The organism is Mesorhizobium sp. M0028, from assembly GCF_040323855.1.
GTDB lineage: Bacteria > Pseudomonadota > Alphaproteobacteria > Rhizobiales > Rhizobiaceae > Mesorhizobium.
In genome coordinates this window covers 236,069-260,035 of sequence record NZ_JAMYVG010000008.1, presented here as the reverse complement: position 1 = coordinate 260,035, position 23,967 = coordinate 236,069, and the positions used below count along the sequence as shown (strand labels likewise).

Genomic DNA, 23,967 nt, shown 5'->3' with positions numbered 1-23,967 from the left:
ACGGGACCGCCAAGATGATTGTGTCGGCCTCGAGTGCATCCCGCAGCGACTTGGCGACGACCGTGGGTCCAATCGCCCGAGCCTGCGGCGCCAGCGCCTCGGGCGGCCGGCGGCTCGCGACGGTCACGTCGATGTTTTTACGGGCGAAGGCGTGGGCGAGGGCCTGGCCTATCTTACCGAATCCTACAATAGCGTAGCTCATAGTGCTTCTCCGATCCGTATTGGTCTTGATTCCCCGGCCCTCAACGGCGCTGGGTTATCCGTTCTACTGTGTGGCGTCCTTTGCGTAGACGTCCCGGCGTTCCATCATGGACACGCTAGTTCCCGCCGGTCAGCCGCTTCCCGCGATCCGCCGCGATTTCAGATGGCCGAGAAGCCTCCGTCGACAGACAACTCCAGCCCATTCACGAAGCTCGAATCGTCTGAAGCAAGAAACAGCGCGGCCGTCGCAATTTCCTCAGGACGCCCCATCTTTCCCCGCGGGATCAGGGATTCGAACATCCGCTTCCCCTCCTCGTCGAGAACTTGGTCCTGCATCGGTGTGGCGATCGGCCCCGGGTGCAGCACGTTCACCCGGATATTCCTTCCCTTCAGCTCGTTGAGCCACCCGCGTGCGAATGCGTGCAACGCCGCCTTGCTCGCCGCATACACGCTGTAACCAGGAAAACCTTTCACCGAAGCAACTGATCCGGTCATGAAGATCGATCCGCCATCGTTGAACAGCGGCAACGCCTTTTGCACCGTGAACAGCGTGCCGCGCGTATTCAGGCCGAAGGTCGCATCGAAATGCTGCTCAGTAATCTCGCCCAGTGGGACGGCTTCGCCCGTGCCGGCGCTCGCATACAGGACGTCGATCTTGCCCTTTTCCCGCTTGACTGTATCGAACAGGCGGTCGAGGTCATCGAGATTGGCCGCATCGCCGCGCACGCCGGTCACGTTCCGGCCGATCAGCTTGACGGCCTCGTCCAGCGCCTCCTGTCTCCGGCCCGTGATGAAAACATAGGCGCCTTCTTCAACGAACCGCTTGGCGCTCGCCAGCGCCATGCCGCTCGATCCACCCGTGATGACTGCAACCTTACCCTCAAGCTTTCCCATGACTTCTCCTTTCGTGGTGTCGGGACAGCATCTGCCTCCGAGAACCTCGAAATGGGTCCGCCGGCGTCAGGTGTTGAGTGCGGAAGCGCGCACATCGGTGGTGCGAAATCGATCCGGCTGGACGACTGAGGCCAGCCGCGACGATCGGCGTCCGCCGTTCGAAATTGGGCCGCGCTCGTCGACATAGGCTATGATGACCGCCCGTACTGCTGTTCGATGTGTTAAATACGGGCTTTGGAAGGCGCACCGCGCGGTGCCGGATTGCACCATGATCGACTGGGATGACGTTCGCTACTTTCTTGCCGTCTCGCGCGGAGGCTCCGTGCGGGCTGCCGCCGAGCGCCTCGGTGTGAACCACTCGACCGTGCTGCGACGCGTCGCCCAGCTCGAGGAACGCCTCGGGGTGCACATGTTCGAAAAGCTGCCTTCGGGCTACCGCCTGACGGCTGCGGGCGAGGAGGTCCTCGAGTTCGCGGACCAGATGGAAGTGTCGTCGCACCTGCTGGAGACGCGCGTCTTCGGGCGCGACCAGAGCGTGCGCGGGCTTCTGCGGGTGACGCTGGCACCGCCCCTCGCGACACACCTGCTCATGCCGGATTTCGCCGATTTCGCGCGTCTGCATCCGGACATCGAGATGGAAATCTTGTCGTCCGGCGAGCTGGCAAATCTGACCAACCGGGAGGCCGACGTCGCGATCCGCGTCGTCTACGACCGCAAAACCCTGCCGCTCAATCTTCACGGCCTGAAGGGACCGGAGCTGTTCGGCGGCGTCTACATGTCTCGCGATCGACTAGCCGCGTGGCGTGCGGGCGCGCCTGATCCCATCCGGTGGATCGTCATAAGCATTCATGGCATCCCGGATTGGGCCAGCGAGGGTGAGGTTCGTACCACGGGGGTTCCGTTCAGGACCACGGACGGCGAGGCGCAGATCGTTGCAGTACGGCAAGGGCTCGGGATGACGACACTGCCGTGCTTCGTCGGAGATGCCGACCCCCTACTGGTGAGGGTGCCGGGCACCGACCTGCACATGTACGGAACGCTCTGGCTTCTCACACAGGGGGAGACACGCAAGACGAAGCGCGTGCGGCTCTTCACCGAGTTCGTATCCCGCAGGCTCGCCGCGTACGCGCCGCTTCTCGCGGGACGGTCCTTATCGCGTGACTGACGCGCGGCAGGTAGCCGATGGCGCTGTCTCGAACGTACCGCTGTATCAACTTACGCAGCCCGATGTAAATCTCGGGACGGACTCTGGTTGTAGACTGCCTCGTGACCGTCTTTTTCGTCTTAACGGTTGAAGATAGAAGAGTATCCCTGCCACGGGCGATGCGCGGAAAGCGACGCTGTGACCGGCAGGTGTCACAGCTTTCCTACTCCGGTGTGCTGGCTTTTTTTCTGCGCCGAATAGTGTGCGACTGCGCAACGGCCATTTTCAACTCGGGTGTGATCTCCAACGGCGCATTCTCTGCCCCATGTGGGTTCTGTAGCCCCTGGACCTGGACGGTCGGAAATGGGAGTTCGATGCCCTGCTCTTTGAAGACTTGGCGGAGGCGTACATAGAATTTGCGTTTCATACCGAAGGCGCCTCCCGGTTTGGTTGTGGCCTTGACCCTCAATACGATGCCGTATTCGCCGAACTCCTGTACGCCCTGCATCTTGATCGGGTCGAGCACCCAGTGTTTGAACTCGGGATCTTCCGCCAGTTCGAGGCCGATCCGCTTGATCAGCTTGCGAGCGAAGTCGATATCGGTGTCATAACCAACGGTGATGTTGAATTTGTCGATAACCCAGTCACGACTCTGGTTCTGGACTGCCCCGAGTTCACCGAAAGGTATCGTGAACAGCGGACCACGATGGTGGCGCAGCTTCACCGAGCGCAGCGAAAAGCTTTCCACAGTACCCTTGTAATTGCCCGATGAAATGTATTCGCCGACACGGAACGCATCATCGAGCAGGAAAAACACGCCTGAAATGACGTCCTTGACGATGGTTTGTGCCCCAAAGCCCACGGCGACGCCGACGACGCCAGCGCCGGCGATCAGCGGGCCGATCTGGATACCCAGCGAGGCGAGCATCATAAGCACCGCCATCACGATGATCGATGCGAGCAGAATGTTCTGGAGGATCGGCAAGAGCGTGTGCAGCCGCGCCTGCTGCGGATCGAGGACCGGGACATCCTCGTCGCTGATCACAGGGTGCGGTGTTTCGATGCCCAGCTTTCGTTCGATCAAAGCTTTGATGATCGACCAGCCGAAATCGGCTGCTAGGGCAATGACCACGACATTGACCAAGCCGCGCAATATGAACGTCGTCGTCGTATCGCTGTCCCGCATGGATTGCATGTCCAGACCCCAGACACGTGCGAGAAAGTAAGCCGCCGCCAAGATGAAAATCATTCGGATTGCGCGATCGATGACAGCGATCGTCACCGCCGGGATCGTAGGCCGGCCGACATCTTCCGAACCTGGTCGCAGAACGAAATTAACCCCGCGCTGCGTCATCACGATTGCAAAAGGCAGGAAGAATGCGGCGAAGGTAAACCAGAAGTATGTATAAAGGCCGGCGATGCGCTGCAGGAACAGGACGACGAAATAAGCAGTCAATAGCCATGTCGCTTCCGTGTGACCGATGTGGCGCGCACCGTCTCGCTGCGTTCTTGGCCGACGCCAAACCGCGAGCAGCAGGAGCACCAGCAGCACGAAGTCGGCGCCCAGTGACAGGACCATCATTCCGTCCTGATCGATGCCGAGACCTGGCAAGAGGATAAACGCGGCGCCGAAGAAGGCGAAGACGCCGACGATCCGGGGTAGCCAATAGGACCAATGGTCAGCCGCTTCGTTGGTGATCGGCAAAGCACGAACCTCGACGGCATTCTCGACATTCATGAAGGAAGGGACGAGCATGGCCATGACGTACATGCGCACACCCCATGTAACGACTGCCGCCATCAGAAATGTCAGTACAATCTCGCGGATAAGCATTGGCCAGTCGAACAACATGAACGCGCCGGCGCTGCCCAGTGCGAAAGAGACGATCAGCATGCTGGAATAAAGCATGCGACCACCAATCTTCTTGGCTCGCCCAATCGGCGTATCCTTCGGTTGCGCGATAATCCAAAGACGAAATGGACGGGTGAACTTGAACGTTGCCCAAGTGAGTGCCAGGCCGGCAGCGATGAACATCGCAATCAGCACAAATACGGCGGCTGACCCCTTGCTGGACATATCCTCCATCGTCTCTGCCCGAACGCGCGCGAACTGGCCTGGCAGCAAGGGCAAAGTTCGCACGATTCTTTCGATATGATGCCTGATCCCATCAAGCGTCGAGGATGCCATCGTATTCATCTGGCCGGGTGCGGCCACGGCGCCGGACGATGCGTCGGTCGGCGAAGCTCCTGTCTCGGCAGGCGCTCCCGTTGACCCGGCGTCCTGATTTCGCTGTTCGGCCACCCAGGCCTTCACTGATGGATCGTCGAGAAGCTCGAGCAGCTGTTTGACCCTTTCAGGCGGGGCGGTCGCCGGCGCCTGCGCCTGTGCCTGACCTGTCAACAAAAGGGCGATCCCAAAGACGAGCGGCCTGGCAATCAGGGCAAACATCGCAGTCAGGTCTCCGAGACGCCGTGCCAGGCGCGCCAGGTTCCTGGCCCCCAATCGTCGAATGATGCGTGGCATCGTGCTGTTAACCTTCCGGTCAGATCGGCTAGCAACGACATCTATGTCCGTTGTTGCCCTACCTTGAAGAAACCGATGTTGCGGTGCAAGACGTCATCGTTTCGACCCAGACCGTTACGCCGGGTACTTCGCGGTGTCTACTTAGCCGCCGGGGGAGGGCATTCCGACCTAGGCCCAGCCTCCAGCCGTTATATGAACTGCGCATCCGTGATGCTGGGCGTAAAAGACCCGGCACCAGGATCCCCCAGGCCAGAACGCGTATGCCGCGGTGGGCATCGCCGACCGAGGCTATGTGATGGAAACTGGGCGCATGACCGTGCAGGGAAGAACGATGGCGACGTCAGATATCAGGATCCGATTTCCCCCGGGAGCCGCCACATTCGCACACGACCTGTACCACGCAATTCCGTTTCCGCGAGTGGGTCGCAAGCAAAATTTGGTCCAAGCAGTTTGTGAGTTGCATCCGAAATACGGATTTCATCGGGCTCCGCGGACGTTTGGATACGTGCGGCGAGATTAACGGTGTCGCCCCATAGGTCATATGCAAACCGCCTTTTGCCTATGACGCCCGCCACGATTGGTCCTGAGTGAATTCCAATTCTGAGTCTTATCGGTTCTCCTGCGAAGCGTTCGAGCTTAACCGCCTTCCGCAGTTCAAGTGCATAGTGCGCAAGGGCTTCCGCATGATCGGATCGCGCGGCGGGCAGGCCAGCGACCACCATCACACAATCGCCGATTGTCTTGATCTTTTCGCAGCCGTATCGCTCCGAGAGCAGATCCGCCGCCTTGAAGAAGTAATTTAAAATAGCGAGCGTCGTCACGGCTCCGACGTTCCGCGCTCTTTCCGTAAAACCGACGATGTCGGCAAAAAGCACACTCACCTCTGCGTAGTTGTCTGCAATTTCTTCGTGCGCTTTTAGCCGCTCCGCGATAGACGCCGGAAGAATGTTGAGGAGCAGGGCTTCGGCGCGCTGGTATTCACGCGACAATCCCTCTTGGCTCGCCCTCAACGCCTCGTTCATCGATTGTAATTTCTCGTTGAGTTGACGCTCCCTCTCTTGCAGGAGCGTCATTTCATAAGCCTTCTGTTGAAGTCGCTGCCTATTGTCGCGTTCGGCAGTGGCGTCAAGAAAGAGCAGCCACACGCAGGCATTGTCAGCAAAAAGATGGAGGTCCGCGACACGCCCGCTGGGCAGTTCGACCATGGCCATATGATATGGAAGCTCCGGGCAGGGCAGCAAACCTTCCATGAATTCAAGCTGCTCGGCAACAGGCTTACCTATGCGAACTGATGAGAGTCCGTAATGTTCAACGTTACCGCCCTTCGCAGCTATGCAAAGCTGGGCGTCGATTTTCAGATATGCGACGGAGTGCTCGTTGTCGAAGAAATCGTAAATCCAGCTTCTGACTTCTCGTGGCAATTCATGCATGGTCTATTTGCTAACCATCGAAGCAAGATGACGAAACGCATCATCAACATGTTCACCCGAAAGCGCACTTGTTAGATAGATTTGCCATCCAAGTTGCCTCAGTTCGTTAATTTCACTATCCGATATTGCCCACCGATCGACCAGATCGGATTTGTTGAACAGCAATACAAACGGCATAGCGCCGAATTCCGCCTCGGCCCGCTCGCGCAACGTGAGCGCCACGGCAAGAGTAGCGGCGCGGGTTCCATCGACGACAAGCACGAGCCCGCTCGCACCTCGCACATAGCTGACGCGGAATGAGCCGATATCGTCTTCGCCGGCCAAATCCCACAAAATCAGATCCACGGTTTTGTCCGGGAATGCGACACTCTTCTTGTCGATTTTCACTCCCACCGTGGTCAAGTAGGTTTCGGAAAAGATGCTTTGCACAAACCTGCGAACCAGACTCGTCTTTCCGACAGCGAACCCGCCCAACATGCAGATCTTCTTTTGCAATATCCTGGGCTCCGCCCTAGTGGAAGTTTACCGTAACCGAAACTCTGCGATTGGCCGAGCTCCCGGTTCGGCTATTTTCAGTCTCCGCTGGCTCAAAGGTGCCCGCGCCGCGAACCAAGAGCAATTCCGGATCGACGCCGCGCTTCTTGAGAAGCGCACGAACTGTTTCCGCGCGCGCGGCGCTGATGGACAATTTGGCCGTTTCACGGCCCGTCTCGTCCGAATGGCCGGTCAACATGAACTGTGCTGTTACGCCTGCCTTGCGGGCGTCCTTGGCCAATTGCTTCAACTGATTCGCCAATTTGTCGAGAACCGGCAGTTGCTCTGGTCCCGGTACAGCCTTGCCAGAATCGAAGAAAATGTCGACCGCTTGAATAGCCTCCCTCAAATGAGTGAGTTCCGGAGGGGTCAACTCACGCAGCTCGGAGATTTCTAGAGAGAGTCCGTCCGCGGACAGCTGTTGGGCGGCGACCCGCGCCCGATCTATCCAGGCGGCAGGAGCCTCACCCTGGGCAACGATGCGATCCTTGATGATCGAAAGCCGTACCGAATCCGGCGGACTCAGCGACGCCATCAGCCGCTTCAGCACGAACTTCGGATCAAGGCTCTGATAGAATTGCCACTGCGAATGAACGCGAGCAGGATCGACCCCTGTTCCGGACAGCAGAGCCTGCGGGTTGGCGGCCTGCGGGTCTCTCAGGCCGGAAATATAGAAATGTCCGCCCCTCGCCGTTTGTTGGGCGACGATGATGCCCGCTTGGGCCTCCAGTCGCGACACATAAGTCTGCCAGTGCTCCGCCGCGCGTGCTTCGGGGCTCACATCACGAACCTTGGAGATGTCGAATTCCGGTCCGCCTGCCGAAAGCTGTCGGGCCGCTGCGCGCGCCCGATCTATCCAGGTGTCGGGAGCCTCACCCTCGGCAACGATGCGATCCTCGACGATCGAAAGCCGAACCGATTTCGGCGGGGTCAGCGACACCATCAGCCGCTTCAGGACGAACTCCGGATCAAGGCTCTGATAGAATTGCCACTGCGAATGAACGCGGGCGGGATCGACCTCCGTTCCGGACAGCAGAGCCTGCGGGTCGGCGGCAAGCGGGTCTCTCAGGCCGGAAATATAGAAATGTCCGCCCCTCACCGTTTGTTGGGCGACGATGATTCCCGGTTGGGCCTCCAGTCGCGACACATAAGTCTGCCAGTGCTCCGCCGCGCGTGCTTCGGGGCTCACATCACGAACTCTGGAGATGTCGAATTCCGGTCCGCCTGCCGAAAGCTGTCGGGCCGCTGCGCGTGCGCGATCTATCCAGCTGTCGGAAGCCTCACCCTCGGCAACGATGCGATGATTGACGATCGAAAGCCGAACCGATTTCGGCGGGGTCAGCGACACCATCAGCCGCTTCAACACGAACTCCGGATCAAGGCTCTGATAGAATTGCCAGCGTGAATGAACGCGGGCAGGATCGACCTGCGTTCCGGCCAACAGCGACTGCGGGTCGGCGGCAAGCGGGTCTCTCAGGCCGGCAATATAGAATTGGCCATCGCGCACCTTTTGTTCGGCAACGATGATGCCCGGCTGGGTCCCCAGTCGCGACACATACGCCTGCCAGCGCTGCCCGGATTGCCAGGAAAGAAAGAACCAACCGCCTGCGGGAATCAAAACCAGCAGGACTGCAGCCACTACCAGCCACGGAAATCCCTGGTTTGATTCCTCCTGCTTCAGTTCAACGCAGGTCTGCAACTGCGTCTCTACGCCGGCCAACTGCGAACTGTCGCCGTCAAACTGCTCTAGAGCCTGTGAGCATTCATCATGGATGCGAAGCAATACATCGCGAATTATTTCATGTAATTCCTCCGGCGGATTTCCCCGGATCACCGCAACCAAGGTCGCAAACGGTCCAACTTCCGACCAGAGACGAAGCTCCCCGAAACGAATAGTGTCCAGGCCGCTCTGTTCTTTCTCGTTAAATGAGTCTTTTACAAAATCTTGAATTGCACTAAGCATAGAAGAAATGAGTTGAGGATCTTCGCTAGTTGCATTATCGGCAGTTACATGCGCTATCAAAAGCCCGGAATTGCGATTGATGAGGAAGACGTGTTCCACACGATAGACAAGAGAATGCTTAAGAACAACTTCTGAGAAGCTTGCTCCTGTTCTCCAAGCTTCAAGTCTCCACTTGAGTCCATGCCAGGTAAATATATGTCTTAAAGTTTCATTCAGCGATTGAAAGGTTTGGTCGATCTTTTCGCCGATCGACTTGCGAATAGCCGGCAGAAACACCGGGTACAATATATCCGTAAGCGTACGCGGGCTCTTCTGGATGGACCGTTGCACGGCCCTCTCGACAGCCGGCGCAAGGGCCTCTCCGAGTTGCGCATGAAGCGCACGTGCGGCTGCACTGGGGAGAACGCTCCCCAGTGCAGCCGCAAGCTGTTCGGGTTCGTCGAGCAGGTGCGTAACTCGTGAAAGCTCCGAAATTTCGCGACCGACCAGCAACTGGCGAAGCGTTTCCATGCGAGGATCGGCGGTCGGGATTCCGTCGAGACGCGCACGATAGTCCGGATCAACGTTCCGGGCAATTTCGATCAAAAGGCGAGCCAGAGCCTCGCGATCAATCTCTGTATCGTTCGAAGCTGTTCTTTGAGGAAGGCTGATTGGGTCGACGGTTGACGTCAAGTTCCGATCAACTCACTTTCCAGCTACGCTCCGAGTTGCTCTTGCTGCCGACGGGATCCTGATTTAAGCATTTTGCAACCTCGACAAACAGGCCAGCCAAAAGATTTCGGTCGGTCTTGACATTGCCGAGATCGGAAAACATTTTCTCCATCAGCATCTGAATGCTTTCATTCTTTTGCTTGATTTCCTCACGCAGCAAATGGTCGTTTCGATTTATCCGGTCCGCAACTTCGCGCTCAAGCTCGCTCAACTGATCCGACAACGCGCGCACCTGCTTTTCAAGCGCCTGATTTTGCTCGCGAAGATTCCGGTCAATCTCCTTGTCGGCGTCGGCTCGCGCGTCTTTTTCGTTCCGCAATTGTGCCGCAAGCGAGTCGACCTGCTTCTTTGCATTTGACTCGTACATTTCAAGATTGCGCTTGGCCTCGGATTCGACATCCTTGAAGCGCTGCAAGACCCGTTCTTCAAGCTTGGAAAAGCGGCGGTCATAGTCCTGCATCTGGTTGCCGAACAGCAGATCACGTATCTTGTCGACACCTACAGCGTCGCCGGGGGCCCCGCTCTCGCGAGCCTGGCCCGCCATGAAGGTCAGCCCGTTTCCGTCTGCATTACTTATCAGATTTGCGTCCGCTTTATTTGCCGAAGAAGCGGTACTCGAAGATTCCTTGGCCATCCCATGCCCCTTCTTTTGAACATTGTCACAGCGCTAATTTAGCAACTGATAAACATGTCAGCAAAATAGCCAACCCGCAAGCCGGAATCTTCTCGGCTTAAGTCGGTTCGTGCGTCCCCATTCGGGTAGATTTCGACATGGGGGTCGATCCGGATCAGCTTACGCTCCCGTCTCGCCCGCGATCATCTTTTTGCAGATGAAATGCGCGAAAGGAAATGCCCCAGCGCATCGGCCTCAGTTCTAAGCCGTCGGGCATGCGCGCTTGCCATTCGGCCTGTCTTCAAGTCTTTTTCGCCTGCCTCTAATTCGCCCCGATCTTGACAGGGCAGTGCTGCCAGCCGATGCCGTCATCCGGTTTTGACATTCGCCGACTCTTGCCGAAGAAAACGAAAGCTCGATGATCCAGGACAATGCTACCGCAAGGCGGTGTGGTACCGAGGGTCAATGCCGAGCAAACCGTCGGCGCAGCGCTCGCCGGCATCCGCCGGCAGACCTACCAGATACTGGATATAGTCGTGGTAGACGATGGGTCGACGGACTGATTGGCGTCGATTGTGACGGCCTACGCCGAGAAAGATCGACGCATCTTGTGCTACCTTCGAACCAGGCGCGGGTAAGACGGCGTGGCGCATAATCCCTTGGTTTCAATCGTGGTTCCTGCGCACAACGCGGAGGTAACGCTGGCGCGCGCACTCGATTGCCTTCTCGATCAGGAAATTGTGGATTGGGAGGCGATCATCGTCGACGACGCCTCCACGGACCGCACCCCCGCGATCATCGCCGGTTATGTGCAGCACGATGCCCGATTTCGGATGTTGAGCTCATGCGCGCATAGCGCCGCCGGCGCGCGCAATAGCGGGATGGCGACAGCACGCGGCCACTGGCTCATGTTTCTGGATGCGGACGATTGGGTGGATGCCAGCTTCCTTGCTAAAATGCTGGCCGCACTTGAAGCCGCGCCCGATGCGGTCGCCGCCTATTGCGGTTCCCGGCGCGTGATGCCCGATGGCGAACTCACCCCGTCGAGCATCACAACGGACGTTGCGATCCACCCCTTCGAGACATTCGCCCGCCGGTGTGCCATCGCCATTCACGCGCTGCTGGTCGACCGGGAGACAATTGTCGAGTTGGGCGGTTTCGATGTGTCGCTGCGCACCTGCGAGGACTGGGATCTGTGGCAGCGCCTCGCACGTCTAGGCAAAAATTGGGTGATGGTCGACGAGCCGCTCGCTTTCCGTCGGATCAGCCCCAACTCGCTCAGCCGCAATTCGACGCAGATGCTGGCGGATGCGGAAATCGTGATCACCCGCGGTTTTTCTGCTGATCCCAGGGTCAAACACCCAGCATCGGCTCACGCCAATGGAGCGATCGAGGCGAACGGCCGCACCGCTTCCGAAGCACTCGCATGGTTCGCGTTGTGGAACGCCGCGTCGGATTGCGGCTGCGGCTCGGCCTCGATCAACCCGCAGTCCCTGCGCGCGCTCCCGCCAGGACGTAAGTGGGCGCGTGAGATCGCCAAGGTGGTCTTCGATGGCCTTATGGCAGGAAGCCTGTCGGTGCCAGCGCAATTGGCTGCCAGGTGGGACAGGTTCGGCGGCTCCCTCACCGAATTGATCATCGAACTCGGCAAGGTCTGGGACGATCCCGTAGCGGGTCGCCGCGTCCAGTATCACCTTGAGCAAATGCTTCTCGACTTCGACGACCTTGCCGCACCGCGCAGACTGGCGCGGACACTCGGAATTCGCGTCGACGCTCGAAATCCGACCTCGATCGAACTTCCGGAAGGAATCGATCAAATTTATGCCTATCTGATGATGGATGGCCAGATCGAGGCTTTCGTACAGTTCGGCGTACTCGGGAAAGTGACAAGGCGTCATTGGACTGAATTGATCCTGAATTTCGTGCCCCCTGAGCGGCTTATGCACAGTGCCGCGCCGCTTGCGAGGCGATCGCCTATGCATGCACCGCAAAAGGGCGTCGGTGCCGACAAGTCAGACATATTTGCAGCCGAGGCATTGTTGTCCATAGCGGGACGCGGGTCTGATCGGGACAGCCATTTCGGCAAACTCGCGGGATTGGCCGCGGAAGCGCAGGCGCTGGTTGGGTCGAGCGCCGAAACTAAAGAGCCTCTTGCAGCGCCGCGCCGTGCACGGGCCGCGGATGGGCACGACAATGATCGCACGTCTTTCTGGAATCGCCATTTCGCGACCGAGGATCCCTGGAACTACGGCTCGCCCTATGAGCAGGAAAAATATGAGCGGCAGCTCGAAATTTTGCCTGCCGGTCCCATCGGACGGGCGCTTGAGCTGGGCTGCGCGGAGGGCCACTTCACGCGTCAGCTGGCGCCGCGGGTGGGCCATTTGACCGCAACTGACATCTCCGCCGTAGCCATCGGGCGGGCGCGCGCGCGATGCGGCGATCAGCCGAACGTTGAGTTCGGCGTACTGGATTTCTCCGCCGACACGCTGCCGGGTGAGATGGATCTGATCGTCTGTTCGGAAGTGCTCTACTACCTGGATGATCTCGCCGAGTTGCGGCGCATCGCCAAAAAACTCGTTGAGGCGTTGGCGCCTGGCGGCAGTTTCATCAGCGCACACGCGTTCGTGCTACGTGACAATATCGAAAGGACGGGCTTCGACTGGAACACATTCGGTGCACAAGCGATCTCAGAGACGCTGGCAGCGACCGACGGCCTCGTCCTCGAGCAATCGATCCAGACCGAGCTCTACCGCATAGACCGCTTCCGCCGCCTGTCACCAGGCGACGTGGCGACGGAACCGATGATTGATCACGTGCCAATCCGCGCGCCCGTCGAAATCGGGGTCGCGCGGAAAATCGTCTGGGGCGGGGCGCGGGCCTTGCGCCGCGACGTCGCACGTAGCGAGCGGCGACAGCGTATCCCTGTCCTCATGTATCACAGCGTCTCCGATGAAGGTCCAGCCGCGCTCGCCCGTTTTCGGCTCACGCCCGCCGCATTCGCCAGCCAGATGGCATGGCTGCGCGCCAATGGCTTTCACGCGATTAGGTCCGAGCAGCTGGAATGGTTCATCGCCAACCGTCAGCCTTTCGTTGGCCGCCCAGTGCTCATCACCTTCGATGACGGCTTCCAGAACTTTGCCGACCATGCCTGGCCGACCTTGCGCGCGAACGACCTGACCGCGGAAGTGTTCCTGGTGACGGACCTGGTGGGTGAAAGTGCACAGTGGGACGCCTACAGTGGCCCGCCGACGCAGCTTATGGACGCCAGGACAGTGCGACGCCTCGCCGGCGAAGGTGCGTTCTTCGGAAGCCATCTGGCGACGCATCGCGCGATCGATGGTCTGTCGAGCTCTGACTTGGCCGCCGAACTCCTGCGCTCTCGTATGTTCATCGAACGGTGGACCGGTCGGCCAACCACGGCGTTCGCGGCACCCTTCTCGGTCACCGACCGACGGCTTGGCAGGCTGGCCAAGGAGTGCGGCTATCGGATCGGCTTCGGCGGCAGACACGGGCCGGCGGACCTCGATTGCGATCCCATCGACCTTCCGCGGATCGAGATTCGCGGGGATCGCTCGCTCGATTACTTTGTTGCCCGTATCGAGGCCGTGCTCGAATGAACGGTGAGCTTGTCAGTGTCATCATTCCCGCTCACAATGCGCAAGATACAATCGACGAGACGCTCCGCAGCTGCGCGCTCTTTCGAGATTGTTGTTGTTGACGACAGCGTTCTGACGGTTGGAAGGGGTGCTGTCGCAGCCACCCCACGATACAGGAGCCATCCACAGAGGACATCGCTAGTCCAGAGGCGACAGAAAGCATTGCCAGGACCGTACATTCTGGCTCGTCGAGGCCAATGTTAGATTTGTAACAAATTGGTTCCGCTTTTTGTTCAGTGCCGCGCCCGTTTACCTCGTTCGCAAGTCTATTGGGCCACTTGGGACACGGCTGACATCAGCTCCTGCGGGCCTGGCGCCCCAAACATGTATCGCCCGCCCTCTGGAACCTCCGTGAAGCTCCAGCGGACGATCCCCTGCCGATCCAGTAGGAACTGACCGACCAGTTGTCCGTGTCCCGTTGCCATCATCTGCTCGTCGGCTTCGGTCAGTTCGTAATGGTCCCTCTTATTAAGGATTTCGCTGGCCGCAATGGGGTCCATAGGACCGGGCAACTCGCCTGGTATATCGACCCGCATATCCTTTGCCGCTGCCATCGAGACCTTGTACGGCCAGTTCGTCTCGTTTTGGGTGAATTCGAGATTGGGCAGTCCAAAAGCACGATGTGAAGCGCGTTCAGGGTCGGAGGCCGCAAGCAGATTCGGCATCGGATGGTAGCGGAAATAGAGACGCGCCCGTTCGATTGGCGTGTTGACCACCGTCAGGCTCTCCACGCCCTTTTCGCGCAGCTCCGGATCAAGCCGCGCCTGGGCGGCGATATGGCGCCGGCAAAACGCACAATGCAGACCTCGAAACAGGCCGACCAGCACCGGCTTTTGGCCGCGAAAGTCGTCAAGCGCGATCTTGCCTTCCTGGGTAATGGCGTCGAGTATCAAGTTCGGCGCACGGTCGCCCGGTTGAAGCGGTACCAAGTCACTACGCGCGGACATTTTCCACCTCCAACCCCGGCTAGTCGAGAAAAGGCAGCACCACAAGCGCTTCCGGGTCGAGCCCGTGCTGGGCGCATATACCCTGCGCCAGGGAAAAGTAGCGTTCGGCCTCGGCCAGATTGTCGAGGTCGAGATTAAGCGTTGCAAGACCATCATAGCACGGAAACAGCAGTTGGGGTTCGCCCGTTTCGCGGGCTACGTCCAGTGCTTCGTGGAACAAGCCAACCGCCAGCTCCGGACGCCCGTTGCACTGGTGGATCTGCCCAAGCACGATCAACGGCACCGGCAGGTGCTCGCGCTGGTCGAGCGCCCGGTCGATCTCGATGGCCTTCTCGGCAGCAGGTACGCCCTCCGTTGGACAGCGATCCGTGAAAGTACAACAAGCGACCGCCAGATTGGCGAGGAGGCGCGCCTGGAAACCCAAATCACCAATATGGCGCGCCACTTCAAGACCGCGCCGACAGACCTCCATCGCGTGCGCCGGATCGATGGTCGTGTAAAGCACGCCGAGATTGGTGTAGCCGCGGCAGGCCGCGCCCAGTAGACCGGCGGCTTCGGCCAATTCAATGCTATGCTCAACCTGACGCACGGCCTCACGGTTTCGCCCAAGGCGAGCCAGCGCAACAGCCTTGGTATTGAGTGCCTCGGCGGTCACAAGGGTGGCATCACGCCCTACCTCGGAGACATGCTCCGTTGTCAGAGTGCGTACGCAATCCAGCGCCGCGTCTGCCCATTTTGCCGCGAGAGCGTGATCTCCGCTACGGAACGCCTGTCGGCCACGTTCTTGCCAGAGATGCGCCTGCTCGATCGGGGCATCCGCTCCATCGAGGAGCGCTGCCGCTTCAGCATAGCGGGATTCTGCGTCGTCCCGCTTGCCGACGTCCCAGAGCAGCCGACCGATCTTGCGTAAAACTCGCGCCGACGCGACGCGATTGGCCGACTCGCGGTATACCTGCAACACCGTTTCGTAATGGTGGTGCGCGATCTCGCGGCGGCCTGCCGGGCCGCTCAAATCGGCAATGCGCTCTGCAATTGCCAGTTTGAGCGGTGTTTGCCCGATCGCGCCCAACGCAGTCAGTGCTCGCTCGTAGAAACGAAGGGCGTCGTCGTTGGCGTATATCATGCGAGCGCGATCGCCCGCCGCCTGCAGGTAATGCGCGCCCTTCTCCCGCTCGGCGCTCTGTGCGAAATGATGACCGAGCACGGTCAAATCCTCGAGCCGCTCCGGCTTGTCGCCGCACAGTTGCTCCAAGGCAGCTCCGACCCGCCCGTGGATGTCGGTCCGCCGTTGCAGGAGTAGATTCTGGTAGATCACGTCCTGCAGCAATGTTTGCGTAAAGCGGTAGCTTTGCGACGAGACCGAGCCTGATCCGGCAACTTCCTCGATGATTTCCGCATCGCAAAGCAGTTCGCAGCCGGCTTCGAGCCGGCCGGGGTCGGTTGTCACAGTTTTCAGAAGTGTGGCATCGAAGCGCGGGCCGATTACCGCGGCCTCCTGGGCCAACCGGCGCACCTCTTGGGGCAGCCGGTCGACGCGGGCAAGCAACATTGCCTGGATAGTGGCGGGGATGCCGGTTGCGACTTCGCCTGCCACAGTCCGCCATCGCTGGCCCTCTCGCATCAGTACACCGCGATCGATAAGGCCGCGAACGATCTCCTCTAAAAAAAGGGGGTTGCCGCCCGCGCGCTCGAGAATCTGGTCGAGAAGCCCTCCTGCGGAGTTTACCCAGCTCTCGCCGAAAAGCGCCGCCAGCAGGCTGCGTCCGTCATCACTGCTGAGCGGCGGAAGCCTGAGCGCTGTGTGACTGACCCGACTTGAGTCGAGCTGGTCGTTATCCGGCGCCGGACGATGCGTGACCAGCAACATCAACCGCGTGCGCTCCAACCTGTCCATCACGAAACGTAGTGCCTCAAGCGACACGGCGTCGGCCCAGTGCAGGTCTTCGACGACAATCAACAGCGGCGACAACGCAAGCCGCCGTTCGATGATTGTGCGGACTGCGTAGAGAATTTGCCGCCGCAGCTGCTCGGGTTCGACATGCTGCAAGGTGGCATCGGGGTCGCCAAGGCCGAGCACATGGTAGAGCAAAGGCATCAGCCGCTTCGCCTCCTCGCCCTGCAGGCCGAGATCGGTAAGCAAGCCTGCGAGCTTCCCCCGCATTTCGTCCCCATTGTCGTTTTGCATCATCCCGGCAGCGCTGCGCACCACTGCGCCCAAGGCGCCAAATGATTGTTCGCCCAGCGGTGAGCACGTGGCCAGCCGCACGGCGACGTTGCGAAAACGATCCTCGTCGCCGACGCGGGCGACGAACTCCTTCACCAGCCGCGATTTCCCGATACCGGCTTCTCCGACGAGGCGGACGAGTTGGGCCGAGCCGCTGCACGCCTGGTCAAGGCTCGCCATCATTCTACTGAGCTCCGCACCACGACCTATTATCGGCGCACTGAGGCCGAGCGCCTCGAGCCCACGCGCTGCACGCGGCGTCGCAAGCGGTGCATCCAGTCGATGGACGAGCACACTGCCAGCCTTGCCGCGAAACACGACATCACCCAGCGACTCGTAAGAGAAGGCATGCCGGGTCAGTCTGTGAGTGAGCTCGCCTACCAGCACCTCACCCGGTGCGGCCAGCGATTGCAGGCGTTGCGCCGTATTCACTGTGTCGCCGGTCACCGAATAGGATTTGGCGGTGCCGATGCCCAATCCGCCAGTAACGACCGGACCAGTGTTTATGCCGATGTGGAGCAACAGAGGCGAGCCGGAGTGGGGGGTGCTTTCGCCGAGCCGCGCCGTCCGGGCGATCATGTCGAGAGCGGCGCGAAGCGCACGTTCGGGATCGTCCTCATGCGCGACCGGCGCACCGAACAACGCGAGCAGTGCATCGCCGATGAATTTGTCGACGAAACCACCAAAGTTTCGCACGGCCGCCGTCAATTCCTTGAACAGTTTGTTCTGCAGCGCTTGCATGACCTCGGGGTCGAGCTGCTCGCTGAGCGTCGTGAAGCCGCAAAGGTCGGCGAACAGGACCGTTACCGTCCGGCGATCGGCGTCAGAGAAGGGATGCAGCCCTTCTTCGCTTTCGATGTCCGGAAGCATCGATGGAGTTCGAGAAGGCGGCACAATGGTCCGGCTTGGTGTCGGAGCAGGCCGTTCGACGACTTTTGCGGGCGCACCGACGTTTGCCCCACATTTCGGACAGAACTCGAAATCAGGTGCGCAGGGGTAGCCGCAACTGGCGCATGGCACGGGCTGGCGCCTGCCACACCTCGGACAGAAGGCGTAACCGCCCTCAACCTCGAAACCGCAGCCCGAGCAGTCCATCGAACAAGACCTCACTAGAGGCCGTCCCGGCGTGACCTCGCCACGCACTTCACGGCCAGGCTATTCGCAAGGATGCACCGATAGTCGTCGACCGGCAAGCGGGAGCGCAAATGGGCATCGAGCGATCAGTGTGGGTCCGGTGGCAGGGCGCTGCGGGCAGGCATTGTTGAAGGCGCAATAGTTGTCGGATCCGCGAACGCCGCCGAGACAGCCGCGCTTGCCGAAGGGGCTGTCGGCTCTGACGGGATTGGCGTAAGCTACAGTTAAGGGGGTGCACACATGCACCGCATCATCGCCATGGCGATCTTAGTTCTCGCGGCCGCGTTCAGCTCCGCGCGGGCGGAGGTGCTGATTGGGGTTTCATCTGCGATGACGGGACGGCTCGCCTGGTTCGGCGAGCAGGCGCAGCGTGGCGCCGAGATGGCCGTGGCCGACATCAATGCGACGGGTGGCGTACTCGGCCAGCAGATGAGGCTCATCACGGCCGACGACTTCTGTGATCCCGAGCAAGCGGTCGCCGCAGCCCAGAAACTGGTGGGTGATGGTGTGGTGCTCGTCGTCGGGCACTACTGCTCTGGAGCCTCGATCCCAGCATCGAAGGTGTACGAGGCGGCGGGCGTTTTGCAGATTTCACCAGGATCAACCAATCCGCTGTTGACTGAACAAGGCCGCGCCAACGTTTTTCGAGTCATTGGTCGCGACGACACGCAGGGGATCGTGGCCGGCAACTACCTGGCCGAGCATTGGAGCAACAGCAAGATTGCGATCCTTCATGACGGCACCACTTATGGAAAGGGTCTTGCTGACGAGACTCGAAAACAGCTGAACAAGCGCGGCGTAGTCGAAGCGATCTACGAGGAATACACACCCGCGAAGAACGACTATTCGGCCGAGATCGCTGCGCTAGAGGCTGCGAACATCGCCGTGGCATATGTCGGCGGATATCATGCCGAGGTCGCACTCATGGTTCGCGCTGCGCGCGACCGCGGCTACACGGTTCAGCTAGTCTCAGGCGATGGCATGGCGACCGAGGAATTTGCTTTGATCGCCGGCCCCGCGGCTGAGGGTACCCTCTTCACGTTCCCCGCGGACGCTCGCCGAAATCCCGAAGCCGCCTCGGTCGTCGAGCGGTTCCGGGCTGAAAACTTCGAGCCCGCAGGCTACACGCTGCTCAGTTACGCCGCCGTCCAGGCCTGGTCGCAGGCAGTGGACAAGGCCGGCTCACTAGAGCTCCAAGCCGTGATAGCGGCGCTGCGCGGCAATCAATTTGATACTGTGTTGGGCCGTATCGACTTTGACAACAAGGGCGATCTCACGAGCCAAAACTGGGTATGGTACGTCTGGCGAGGTGGAGAGTACGTGCCGGTCGAATAAGGACCGCCGATGCCGTCGCCGCTTGAGACAGCTGATGGAGATCGAGTTAGCTGGACCGTTCAGAGCTATGTGTCGCCGTTATGCTTGAACGCTTCGGCATACGTGGCCGTCTGTTGCTCGCTTTTTTCGGCATCAGCACCTTCGCCGTACTCGCGACAGCGGCCGCTCTCTATGCCTTCCTCCAGGTAGGAGAGGTCGTCGACCGCATCACCAAGGATCGGGTACCGTTGGCGCTCGCGTCCCTCCAGCTGTCGCGCCAGGCAGAGCGGGTAGCCGCCTCTGCGCCCGCCGTACTTACTTCGACCAGCAAAGCTCAGCACGGCGAGGTTTCCGCCGCGGTCGGGGTCGAGATGACGCGCCTCGAGGAACTGCTTGCCGCACTCAAAGGTGCCACGCTTAGCACGGCGGTGGTGGCTGAGATCGAGGCTGCAGTTCTTGGTCTGCGGCGCAACCTCAACGCCCTCGACGACCTTGTTGTCGCCCGCCTCACAGTGGTGGCGCGCAAAGAAGAACTGTTACGCCGCTTGTCGGCTACGACAAATGCAAGCCAGCGTCTTGTGGCGCCCGGTATCCTCGTGATGAATTCCAAGCTCCAGCAATGGCAGGCGGTTACAGCCGACACGTCGCTCGCGCCGGATCGCGGTGCGGCGGCGGCGGCCGACCTGGTCCAGGCAATTGCGGCCTACATTCCGCAGCAGAAAGCGCAGCAGGAGATATCGGCGGTCAATGACGTGCTGGTCAAGACGACGGACGCGCCAACGCCAGACGATCTGACGTTGATCCTGTTTCCGCTGCGCCGGTCGCTCGCCGTTCTCGACACGGTTTCCACCGAGATCGACGAGAGGCTGCGAACCCGTTTCCAACAGCGGGTCGGCGAGTTCAAGGCATTGATCGACGGCGGGAACAGCATCCCGAAGGCGCGCAAGGACGAGCTAGCAGTGCTCGCAGAGGGCGAAAAGCTTCTGGCCGAAAACAATCGGCTGTCGCGCAGTCTCACCGCTGCCGTCGATCGCCTGGTCGCCGCGGCAGACCGCGAGATCACCGCGTCCGGTCTCGAAGCCGCGACGGTCCAGCGCTACGGTACCGGAGTTGTCCTTGGCTCCGCCTTTCTCACCCTCTTGAGTTCCGTTCTGGTTGTCTGGCTCTATGTCGACCGTAGCCTTCTCGCCCGTCTGGGAGAGGTGAGCCAAAGCATGTTCGCAATCGCCGGCGGCGATCTTCGTGCGCCGCTGCCTGCCGCGGGCCGCGACGAGATCGGCCGGATGGCCGAAGCGCTTAGGCTCTTCCGGGACACCGCAGTCGAGGTCGAGGAAAAGAACCTGCGCGATGTCGCTGAGGCGCGCCAACGGCTCATCGATGCGATCGAGAGTATCTCCGAGGGATTCGCGCTGTACGACGGGGAGGACCGGCTTGTCCTCAGCAATAGCCGCTACCGCGAACTGCTCTACAGCGACCTTGCGATCGAACTGATGCCCGGCACGACATTCGAGCACATTATTCGCCGATCCGCTGAGCGCGGCTACATCAAGGATGCCGAGGGGCGGCTCGAGGAATGGGTCGCCGAGCGGCTCTCCCGGCACCGCAACCCAGGCGAACCGTGGGTGCAGCGGCGAGGCGACGGGCGATGGATCATGATAAGCGAGCGGCGGATCACCGCCGGCGGCACGGTCGCGGTCTATTCGGACATCACTGAGCTGAAGCAACGAGAGGAGAACCTCGCAGAGAAATCCACGGCTCTCGAGGCGCTTTCCAACAAGCTGGCCAAATACCTGGCGCCGCAAGTGTACAGCTCGATATTCGCCGGCCGCCAAGACGTTAGAATCGCCAGCCAGCGGAAGAAACTGACAATATGCTTCTCCGATATCGCCGGCTTTACCGAGACCACTGACAAAATGGAATCCGAGGATCTCACCCAGCTCCTCAATCACTATCTGACGGAAATGTCGAAAATTGCTTCGGATCACGGCGCGACGATCGACAAATATGTCGGCGACGCGATCCTGATGTTTTTCGGCGACCCTGAGACGCGCGGCGTCAAGGAGGACGCGCTGGCGTGTGTGCAGATGGCTCTCACCATGCAAAAGCGGATGAGCGAACTTGCCGAAATCTGGCGTGACATTGGAATTGAGACACCGCTGCGCTGCCGCATCGGCATCCATACCGACTACTGCACTGTCGGTAACTTCGGCAGCGAGGACCGGATGGATTACACGATAATCGGCGGCGCCGTGAATCTCGCCTCGCGCCTGGAACAGGAGGCGCCACCGGGGACCGTCCTCATTTCCTACGAGACGTTTGCGCAAGTGAAGAACACGATCGACTGTGAGGAGATGGGGCATGTCCAGGTCAAGGGGATCGCCTATCCCGTCGCCACCTACCGCGTCATCGATCTGAAGGCCAATCTAGCCGGCGCTTGTCACGCCGTTCGAACCGAGCTGCCGCACTTCAGGCTGGAACTTGAACCGGAGCTGATGTCCGCTGACGAGCGTGACGATGCCGCCACTGCGCTTCGAGACGCGCTGGATCGGCTTTCCCACAAGCCCGGGCAGTAGGGCTTGGTTCACAACGACCCTTCCATGGACGCAAGGAGTAGGATGTGGGACGCAGCTTATTGGCGCTGTCGATGCGAAGGCCACAGAACGGTCGCGGTCAGTCTTTGAACTCGGGCGGAACGTCCGCATCGGAGCCGAGACTTAACATTCACGGCATCACTGGCAAGGTCCGGATATGGCGCAAGTTGCCCGTTCCGGGGCGCCGCCTTAAACGGCAAAGTTTGACCCAGAGCGGCCGCTCGGCGTGACAGTGTCGAACGTCCGAAAGCATGATAGAGCAGTCATTGCCGATTTCGAACTCGCTGTGGACGGGTTCCGCAAGGCCGGTGTCGTGCAATGACAGGTGAGGCCATGTCAGGTCAGGCCTTGAACTGCAGACGGCTCTCAGGCAAGCCATATGACTGTCGAGGCGGAAGCCGTCGTCGAAATCCCAAAACGCATCAGCGTCAAGGAAAGCGGCCGGACCAGACGCCAGAGGCTCACCGATAGTCGCCGTCGCTTGCGGTTGCTCACCAGAAAATCAACCTGAAATAAGGCTTGAAGTGAGGCTCAGGTCGGCTTGATCTCTGCCCGGCCGATCTTGCGCCATCGGGCGTTTTCGCGAACCAGTTTCAGGTCGTCGGTCGTCTCGGCAAATGTCCGCAAACGGTATTGTCGGAGCAGGTCCGGGAAGAGCGCCCCTTCCGGCAGGCCGGCAAGCTGCTCCCGGACCGAGATCTTTTCATCGATGACCCGCATGCCCCAGGCATTTTCCCGAACCTGCAGCTCAGCGGCCAGATCGCGCTCTTCCGGCGCGTTTTCGTCTAGCACGGCCAGAAGGATCGAGTGGAAAAGCGCTACATAGCCAATCTGTCTCAGGCCGCCCACGACCCGCACGCGCGGCAATATGGCAAGGACGAGGAACGTCAGGAACAAGTTCGGCAGCAGCACGCCGTCCAGCAGCCCCTGCTTGAGATGCAGCCGCTCGAACGGGATTAAAAGACCATGCGGCCTGTCAGGCTCGATCAGGTGCCCGTTCTCGAGGACGAGCTTGCGCACGCGCTCCTCGCGGATGCCCCAGAAATAGTCCGTGGCATTGGGCAGGAATCTGCCAAACGGGCTCGATGCGGCCTCTTGCAAGGCATGTTCGAGACGCTGGCGTCTTGCGGGTTCAATGAGCAGCCTGGAAAGAAGGCTGCCGTCATGTTCTAGATGCCGTGCCATGGCAGCCGCGGCGAGCCGATCATCGATGAAAACCGGCAGGGCCATGCCGGCACGATCCCAATTGGCGACCAGATCCTCGTTGAGGGCTGTCAGCGCATCGGCGGCGGTTCCAAACACCTTGTCCTGGCTGGCAAGCAGTGTGCCCAGCCAGCGGCTGGCATCCGTTTCATCGCCCACCGCCTCAAGCGCGCGCTTGTTGAGGGAAACGGGACCGGCCACGCAGGCGCTTTTGCGGCACAGTTTGTGGCGCCCGATGCCAAACAGGTTGACCTTGTCGTCGCCGACATCGAGCCATCCCGGCCCCTCCCGGCCAATTGTCTCCATGGTCATCGTCGTTCCCATGAAGCCGAAGAAGGCCGACAGCCCGTTTTCGACCGCGCCGAGCCAGGCAAGCAGGAGGGCATCGAAGGTGATCCGGTCCATCAGAAGCAGGCAGTGCAGGCCGGACTGAATCACCGGTCTGTACTCGAACTCGTCGAGGGTCTTGCCGATCTCGTCAGGCTGCATCATCACACCAAGGCGCTGATGCAAGACTTCGCGCAGGATCGATCGGGCAGCGATCGCCGGGGCCGATGCAGGCCTTGCCACCGGCCGCCACAGATGGCGGGCGTAATCGGAAACCGGTGCATTCCAGTTCTGCTCGATGTCGCGCACGACCTCCGGGCAGAGCAGCGACAGCACAGCCAGAATTTCCACCGGAGGCGTAGGCGTTGGGTCAAGGACGGCGGTCATTGGTCCCGTCTAGCCGCTTGCGGTGCAAACGCCAAGGGAGACCAGACTTGCTGGATGCGGCCGGCCCACACATAGATCGTCAACTCGATCAAGATGGTGTGAGCCGAAATGACCGTCTCCTACGGAGTTCTCCATAAGCAACCGCCTGTTCGCCGACTCGGCACGAATTG

At 60.2% G+C, this 23,967-nt stretch carries 15 protein-coding genes; 5 read left to right on the top strand and 10 right to left on the bottom strand.

The features are described 5' to 3' along the window. Together NKJ93_RS18000 and NKJ93_RS17995 are read right to left on the bottom strand one after the other, a co-directional pair. Positions 1 to 202: NAD(P)-binding domain-containing protein (locus NKJ93_RS18000; protein WP_352590488.1), on the bottom strand; the 202-nt coding region annotated here is incomplete at its 3' end. A 158-nt stretch (positions 203 to 360) separates the two neighbouring features. After that, a complete protein-coding gene (locus NKJ93_RS17995) occupies positions 361 to 1,095 on the bottom strand; it encodes an SDR family NAD(P)-dependent oxidoreductase (RefSeq protein WP_292208972.1) in 735 nt (244 codons plus the stop codon). Positions 1,096 to 1,363: 268 nt separating this feature from the next. Here NKJ93_RS17995 and NKJ93_RS17990 point away from each other — a divergent pair, with 268 nt between their 5' ends. Continuing rightward, positions 1,364 to 2,260, top strand: a complete 897-nt coding sequence (locus NKJ93_RS17990) for a LysR family transcriptional regulator (protein WP_023716506.1) — start codon at positions 1,364 to 1,366, stop codon at positions 2,258 to 2,260. 202 nt (positions 2,261 to 2,462) lie between these two features. On the opposite strand, the gene NKJ93_RS17985 is transcribed toward NKJ93_RS17990, so the two are convergent. The 5 genes from NKJ93_RS17985 to NKJ93_RS17965 all read right to left on the bottom strand — a co-directional run bounded on the left by NKJ93_RS17985 (position 2,463) and on the right by NKJ93_RS17965 (position 10,035). After that, positions 2,463 to 4,763, bottom strand: coding sequence for a mechanosensitive ion channel family protein (locus tag NKJ93_RS17985; protein WP_245278482.1), 2,301 nt, complete (start codon positions 4,761 to 4,763; stop codon positions 2,463 to 2,465). Between the two features lie 347 nt (positions 4,764 to 5,110). Next, the gene (locus tag NKJ93_RS17980) at positions 5,111 to 6,193 is read right to left on the bottom strand and encodes an adenylate/guanylate cyclase domain-containing protein (RefSeq protein ID WP_352482335.1); all 1,083 of its coding nucleotides are present in this window, start codon (positions 6,191 to 6,193) and stop codon (positions 5,111 to 5,113) included. A gap of 3 nt (positions 6,194 to 6,196) precedes the next feature. Then, positions 6,197 to 6,688, bottom strand: coding sequence for a Rab family GTPase (locus NKJ93_RS17975; RefSeq protein ID WP_352482333.1), 492 nt, complete (start codon positions 6,686 to 6,688; stop codon positions 6,197 to 6,199). A gap of 16 nt (positions 6,689 to 6,704) precedes the next feature. Beyond that, positions 6,705 to 9,362, bottom strand: a complete 2,658-nt coding sequence (locus NKJ93_RS17970; RefSeq protein WP_352515649.1) for an OmpA family protein — start codon at positions 9,360 to 9,362, stop codon at positions 6,705 to 6,707. A 7-nt stretch (positions 9,363 to 9,369) separates the two neighbouring features. Then, a complete protein-coding gene (locus tag NKJ93_RS17965) occupies positions 9,370 to 10,035 on the bottom strand; it encodes a DUF3450 domain-containing protein (protein ID WP_352482331.1) in 666 nt (221 codons plus the stop codon). Between the two features lie 410 nt (positions 10,036 to 10,445). Here NKJ93_RS17965 and NKJ93_RS17960 point away from each other — a divergent pair, with 410 nt between their 5' ends. Together NKJ93_RS17960 and NKJ93_RS17955 are read left to right on the top strand one after the other, a co-directional pair. Further along, the gene (locus NKJ93_RS17960) at positions 10,446 to 10,577 is read left to right on the top strand and encodes a glycosyltransferase (protein ID WP_352482330.1); all 132 of its coding nucleotides are present in this window, start codon (positions 10,446 to 10,448) and stop codon (positions 10,575 to 10,577) included. A gap of 81 nt (positions 10,578 to 10,658) precedes the next feature. Further along, positions 10,659 to 13,631 (top strand): trifunctional glycosyltransferase/class I SAM-dependent methyltransferase/polysaccharide deacetylase, encoded by a 2,973-nt coding sequence (locus tag NKJ93_RS17955; protein ID WP_352482329.1) that lies wholly within the window; start codon positions 10,659 to 10,661, stop codon positions 13,629 to 13,631. Between the two features lie 305 nt (positions 13,632 to 13,936). On the opposite strand, the gene NKJ93_RS17950 is transcribed toward NKJ93_RS17955, so the two are convergent. After that, positions 13,937 to 14,617 (bottom strand): redoxin domain-containing protein, encoded by a 681-nt coding sequence (locus NKJ93_RS17950; RefSeq protein ID WP_352590484.1) that lies wholly within the window; start codon positions 14,615 to 14,617, stop codon positions 13,937 to 13,939. Between the two features lie 19 nt (positions 14,618 to 14,636). Then, complete coding sequence (locus NKJ93_RS17945) at positions 14,637 to 17,936, bottom strand: ATP-binding protein (RefSeq protein ID WP_352590481.1); 3,300 nt, start codon at positions 17,934 to 17,936, stop codon at positions 14,637 to 14,639. A gap of 279 nt (positions 17,937 to 18,215) precedes the next feature. Between NKJ93_RS17945 and NKJ93_RS17940 the strand changes: the two genes are divergently transcribed. Further along, positions 18,216 to 19,310, top strand: coding sequence for a branched-chain amino acid ABC transporter substrate-binding protein (locus NKJ93_RS17940; protein ID WP_352482327.1), 1,095 nt, complete (start codon positions 18,216 to 18,218; stop codon positions 19,308 to 19,310). A gap of 80 nt (positions 19,311 to 19,390) precedes the next feature. Beyond that, the gene (locus NKJ93_RS17935) at positions 19,391 to 21,862 is read left to right on the top strand and encodes an adenylate/guanylate cyclase domain-containing protein (protein ID WP_352590478.1); all 2,472 of its coding nucleotides are present in this window, start codon (positions 19,391 to 19,393) and stop codon (positions 21,860 to 21,862) included. 549 nt (positions 21,863 to 22,411) lie between these two features. On the opposite strand, the gene NKJ93_RS17930 is transcribed toward NKJ93_RS17935, so the two are convergent. After that, positions 22,412 to 23,797: a hypothetical protein gene (locus tag NKJ93_RS17930; protein WP_352493866.1), complete on the bottom strand. Its 1,386-nt coding sequence runs from the start codon at positions 23,795 to 23,797 to the stop codon at positions 22,412 to 22,414. Positions 23,798 to 23,967 lie beyond the last annotated feature (170 nt).

Excerpts from the sequence above, each read along its gene's own strand:
- NKJ93_RS17990 (WP_023716506.1), top strand. The coding sequence starts at position 1,364 with ATGATCGACTGGGATGACGTTCGCTACTTTCTTGCCGTCTCGCGCGGA.
- NKJ93_RS17950 (WP_352590484.1), bottom strand. The coding sequence starts at position 14,617 with ATGTCCGCGCGTAGTGACTTGGTACCGCTTCAACCGGGCGACCGTGCG.
- NKJ93_RS17980 (WP_352482335.1), bottom strand. The coding sequence starts at position 6,193 with ATGCATGAATTGCCACGAGAAGTCAGAAGCTGGATTTACGATTTCTTC.
- NKJ93_RS17935 (WP_352590478.1), top strand. The coding sequence starts at position 19,391 with ATGCTTGAACGCTTCGGCATACGTGGCCGTCTGTTGCTCGCTTTTTTC.
- NKJ93_RS17930 (WP_352493866.1), bottom strand. The coding sequence starts at position 23,797 with ATGACCGCCGTCCTTGACCCAACGCCTACGCCTCCGGTGGAAATTCTG.
- NKJ93_RS17960 (WP_352482330.1), top strand. The coding sequence starts at position 10,446 with ATGCTACCGCAAGGCGGTGTGGTACCGAGGGTCAATGCCGAGCAAACC.
- NKJ93_RS17940 (WP_352482327.1), top strand. The coding sequence starts at position 18,216 with ATGCACCGCATCATCGCCATGGCGATCTTAGTTCTCGCGGCCGCGTTC.
- NKJ93_RS17985 (WP_245278482.1), bottom strand. The coding sequence starts at position 4,763 with ATGCCACGCATCATTCGACGATTGGGGGCCAGGAACCTGGCGCGCCTG.
- NKJ93_RS17965 (WP_352482331.1), bottom strand. The coding sequence starts at position 10,035 with ATGGCCAAGGAATCTTCGAGTACCGCTTCTTCGGCAAATAAAGCGGAC.
- NKJ93_RS17945 (WP_352590481.1), bottom strand. The coding sequence starts at position 17,936 with ATGGACTGCTCGGGCTGCGGTTTCGAGGTTGAGGGCGGTTACGCCTTC.
- NKJ93_RS17995 (WP_292208972.1), bottom strand. The coding sequence starts at position 1,095 with ATGGGAAAGCTTGAGGGTAAGGTTGCAGTCATCACGGGTGGATCGAGC.